Raw genomic sequence first — 4,426 nt, 5'->3', positions numbered from 1 at the left:
ACTAAAATGTAATTGTCAGTTTAATTATGACTTGTTGCAGATAAAGAGATTTGTTAAACTACATGTATGAAAACTTTTTTCTACTGTGGTGAATAGGAGAAGTTTTCAAAACTTAACCGAATGAAAGAAAACAGCTAAGATTAGCAATTCTTTCTATATAAAGTGGACGTCGCTTTAACAGTTTTTGCGAATCTTATCGTATCTGTCATCCTGGTTAAGAATTGATTAATTTATCACCAAAGAAAGAATACAAGGGGAACTTAAATGTCAAAAGAAGCTCAAAATCGGCTCGATCGACTTCATCCTGAAAAAATGGAAAAAACAACAAATTTCCGAACCTGGAAGTCAGGTAAATCCTGGCTGTATGCTGTTTCTGTTGTGGCAGCATTGGCAGGCGGAACAGTTGTGTCGACAACTGGAAAAGCCGACACAACAGATGATAGCGTTGCTGCAGCTTATGCAGAAAACCTAAAAGCTGGTACTAATCTGACAGTTACCTTACAAAGCGCTTCCACAGCGGTAACGACCTTTTCTGCCGCTGCTGCTGATGCTTCGTCATCATCAGACTCATCATCTTCATCTTCATCAGATTCATCATCATCATCATCGGATTCATCCTCTGCCACTTCGTCTGCACTTGCAAGTACAGGTTCACAAGCAGTTTCTAATGCGAATTCTGCAGTTGCAGAAGCCGCAATTGCAAAATCAGTGACGAGTATGGTGGCTCGTGAGGCAGACCTTAATGGTCCTACGAGTACAACCTCTAGCTATGTTTCACTGACAGCAGAGTCTACAGCTCGTATTGTGAAAGCAAACCAGGCTGCTAATTCAGCTTATGCTGCTGCCAGCTCTTACTATGTCACAGCTTCAGGAGCTAATTCATATGTGCTTTCTTATGCTGGAGAGAATAATCCTAATTCCTATGCACTTATGTCAAATCAGGCAAGCGTTGCATATGCTGCCGGATCTAATGCGCTGATTCAGCTTGCAATCGCAAGTTCAGCTATGTCTGACGCGCTTGCAGCGGCAAATCTTTCAAATGGAACAGGTATTGATTCAAACTTAGCAACGGGTGTTACGGTTGCGACTCCAAGTATGGTTGCGAATGTTTCGGACGATATGTCTAATGCAATTCAGAATAGTACGTTTGCAGCAGTTTCTACTTGGGATCAGCTGAATTCAGCTTATTCTGATGAAAGTATTACTTATATTCAGCTGACGGCTGACTTTAAGGCACCGGATCAGTATCAGGGAACGACCCCTTCGAATTATTCTGTTCGTGATCTTGGCTGGCGCGCCAGCAGTTTGACCATTGATGGTAATGGACATACCCTCAATATGGGAAATGAGGTCTTCTCAGTCGGTCGTACGGCACAAACATCAACGCAGGGTGTGGACGGCAACATTGCTGTTGGGTCATATGGGTCAGGTGCAGTGGTCACTTCTGGTCCGTCACAGTTTACTCTGACCAATATTACGGTTCAGGCGGCGAATCCCTTTAATACAACAGGCTTGGATACATATGACAGCTATATGAATGCTTCAGCGCTCATTAGTGCAGGAACGACCAATGGTAATAACCCGGGTAACTGGACTTTTAATTTAAATGACGTTAAAGTCATGGGAGTTCCTACGCAGACAGGTCAGTGGCAAGGTTATCAGCCTACGGTTGTTTATGCACCTGATGCAATGGTAAATCTCTCTGGAAATAATTATTTCCAGGTAAATGCTTCTGCCATAGGAGCTGGTGCACTTCACATCACAGATGGTGCAACGGTTCGTGAAGATATTGCAACAAGTATCAGTTCTGTAACGGTTGGTTTCTTTAACAGTATATCTGCAAGTTTTCCTTATGCAACGACTGGTTCAGGATCTGACCGTGATGTTGTTGTAGGTGATGGCGCTCGTATTGTTGCTGATAATCAGACAGTAGGTGATTATAATAGCCGGGCTCTTATCTCGGGCAGCTGGTCATCAGTTAAGGTTGGTGATAATGTTACCTGGCTGCAGAATAGTTTTGGCAATATAATCGATGATACTTACTGGAACTCGACAGATACAAATGGACGTCAAGTTGATTTTGGCCAGAACACTATCCTTGATGCTACTAAGGTTTATGGAAGCTATCCATTTTACTTAATTTATGGTTCAACAGTTAACTTTGCTTCTGGTTCTGTGATTGCGATTCATCAGACAAGTGGTATCCCGACATTCTACATGGATCAGGCTTCAACAGTTAACTTCAATAATGCCAATTATATTGATGTCAATCATACCGATGCAAATGGCGTTGAAGTTGCCTCGCAGACTTTCATGGGAATGGGTACTGTAAACATCACTAACCCGCCTGGTGAAGAAGGGGTACTACGTGCCTGGACAAGCGGCTATCCTTTTGATAACAGCGAAAGCAAGCCTGCCGGCACAGCATCAGCCAATTACAATATTATTACTTATCAAGGCCTGACGCCGGATTTGGGATATTATAGGACAACTATCACGGATGTGAATAACAATAGTTCTGTCACTAGTATCTTTGGTAATCCAGCCACAGGAACCACCTATCCAAACGCACATCAGTTCATCGTTAATGGTACTTACATTGCTGAGCCAAGCAACACTGCGAACACGACTGTCAGCTATGTTGATAAACAAACTGGAAATCCTGTCACTCCAATGACAGAAGTTAAAGTAATTGGTGATATCGGTGCAGTGGTATCTGTTCCAACAGCTCCAACTGTGCCAAACTTCTACTTTGTTGATGCCACTTATAATGGAGAAGCTGTAACTTCAGGTTCATCTATTACTTTGGTTGAAAATGGAGAGCTGGTTTATAATTACCTCTATGGTACAGCGCCAGCAAAGGCGACTACAGTTGTTTCCTACATTGATAACGCAACAGGCAGAGCTGTTTCACCTACGACTCCAGTTGCACCTATCACCGGCAATGTTGGTGATGCAGTAACGGTTGAAGCAGCACCAACTGTACCAGATTACACTCTTGTGAATGTTACATATAATGGGACAGAAACTACACCAGGCAGTTCTATTACGCTGACAGAAAACGGTGCACTGATTTACCATTATGTAAGCAGCTCAAACAGCTCATCAAGCAGCTCATCAAGTGCGCCAAAGGCGACTACGGTTATTTCCTACATTGATGATACAACGGGCAGAGCTGTTTCACCTACAACTCCAGTTGCAGCTATCACTGGCAATGTTGGTGATGCAGTAACGGTTGAAGCAGCACCAACTGTACCAGATTACACCTTTGTGGATGCTACATATAATGGGACAGCAATTACACCAGGCAGCTCTATTACGCTGACAGAAAACGGTGCACTGATTTACCATTATGTAAGCAGCTCAAACAGCTCATCAAGCAGCTCATCAAGTTCAAGCAGCTCAAGCAGCTCATCAAGTTCAAGCAGCTCAAGCAGCTCATCAAGTTCAAGCAGCTCAAGCAGCTCATCAAGTTCAAGCAGCTCAACAGCTCATCAAGCAGCTCATCAAGTTCAAGCAGCTCAAGCAGCTCATCAAGTTCAAGCAGCTCAAGCAGCTCATCAAGTTCAAGCAGCTCAAGCAGCTCATCAAGTTCAAGCAGCTCAAGCAGCTCATCAAGTTCAAGTAGTTCAAGTAGTTCTGTCAATCCAACAAGCCCAGACGGTGATTTTGACGGCGACGGCATCAAGAACAGCGCCGATCCAGATGACGACAATGACGGCGTTCCAGATGTAGATGATCCGAAACCGTTTGATCCAACAGATCCAACGGGTCCTGACGGTGACTTTGACCGTGACGGCATCAAGAACAGTGCAGATGATGATGATGATAATGACGGCGTTCCTGATGTACATGATCCAAAACCATTTGATCCATCTGTTCCAGGTTCAATAGATCCAACAAGCCCAGACGGTGACTTTGACGGTGACGGCATCAAGAACAGTGCAGATCCGGACGATGACAATGACGGCGTTCCAGATGAGCAGGATCCTAAACCATTTGATCCATCTGTTCCAGGTGACACGAATACATCAACAAGCCCAGATGGTGACTTTGACGGTGACGGCATCAAGAACAGTGCAGATCCGGACGATGACAATGACGGCGTTCCAGATGTAGATGATCCAAAACCATTTGATCCATCCGTTCCAGGTTCAATAGATCCAACAAGCCCAGACGGTGACTTTGACGGTGACGGCATCAAGAACAGTGCAGATCCGGATGATGACAATGACGGCGTTCCAGACGAGCAGGATCCTAAACCATTTGATCCATCTGTTCCAGGTGACACGAACACATCAACAAGCCCAGACGGTGACTTTGACGGTGACGGCATCAAGAACAGTGCAGATCCGGACGATGACAATGACGGCGTTCCAGATGAGCAGGATCCTAAACCATTTGATCCATCTGTTCCAGGTGACAC

Annotated in this window: 1 protein-coding gene; it reads left to right on the top strand. The window is 44.5% G+C overall.

Annotated features, from left to right (window positions below):
- The first annotated feature begins 264 nt into the window (after positions 1 to 264).
- Entirely contained in the window at positions 265 to 3,735 is a 3,471-nt protein-coding gene (locus ACYQ2E_RS11140) for a pectate lyase-like adhesive domain-containing protein (RefSeq protein ID WP_460018133.1), read from the top strand.
- Positions 3,736 to 4,426: the final 691 nt, after the last annotated feature.

Source organism: Lactovum odontotermitis, from assembly GCF_054658595.1.
The sequence above is the reverse complement of the archived record's forward strand: the minus strand, read 5'-3'. Positions and strand labels throughout refer to the sequence as shown.

Bases quoted from the DNA above. Each gene is read 5' to 3' on its own strand.
- ACYQ2E_RS11140 (WP_460018133.1), top strand. From the start codon at position 265: ATGTCAAAAGAAGCTCAAAATCGGCTCGATCGACTTCATCCTGAAAAA.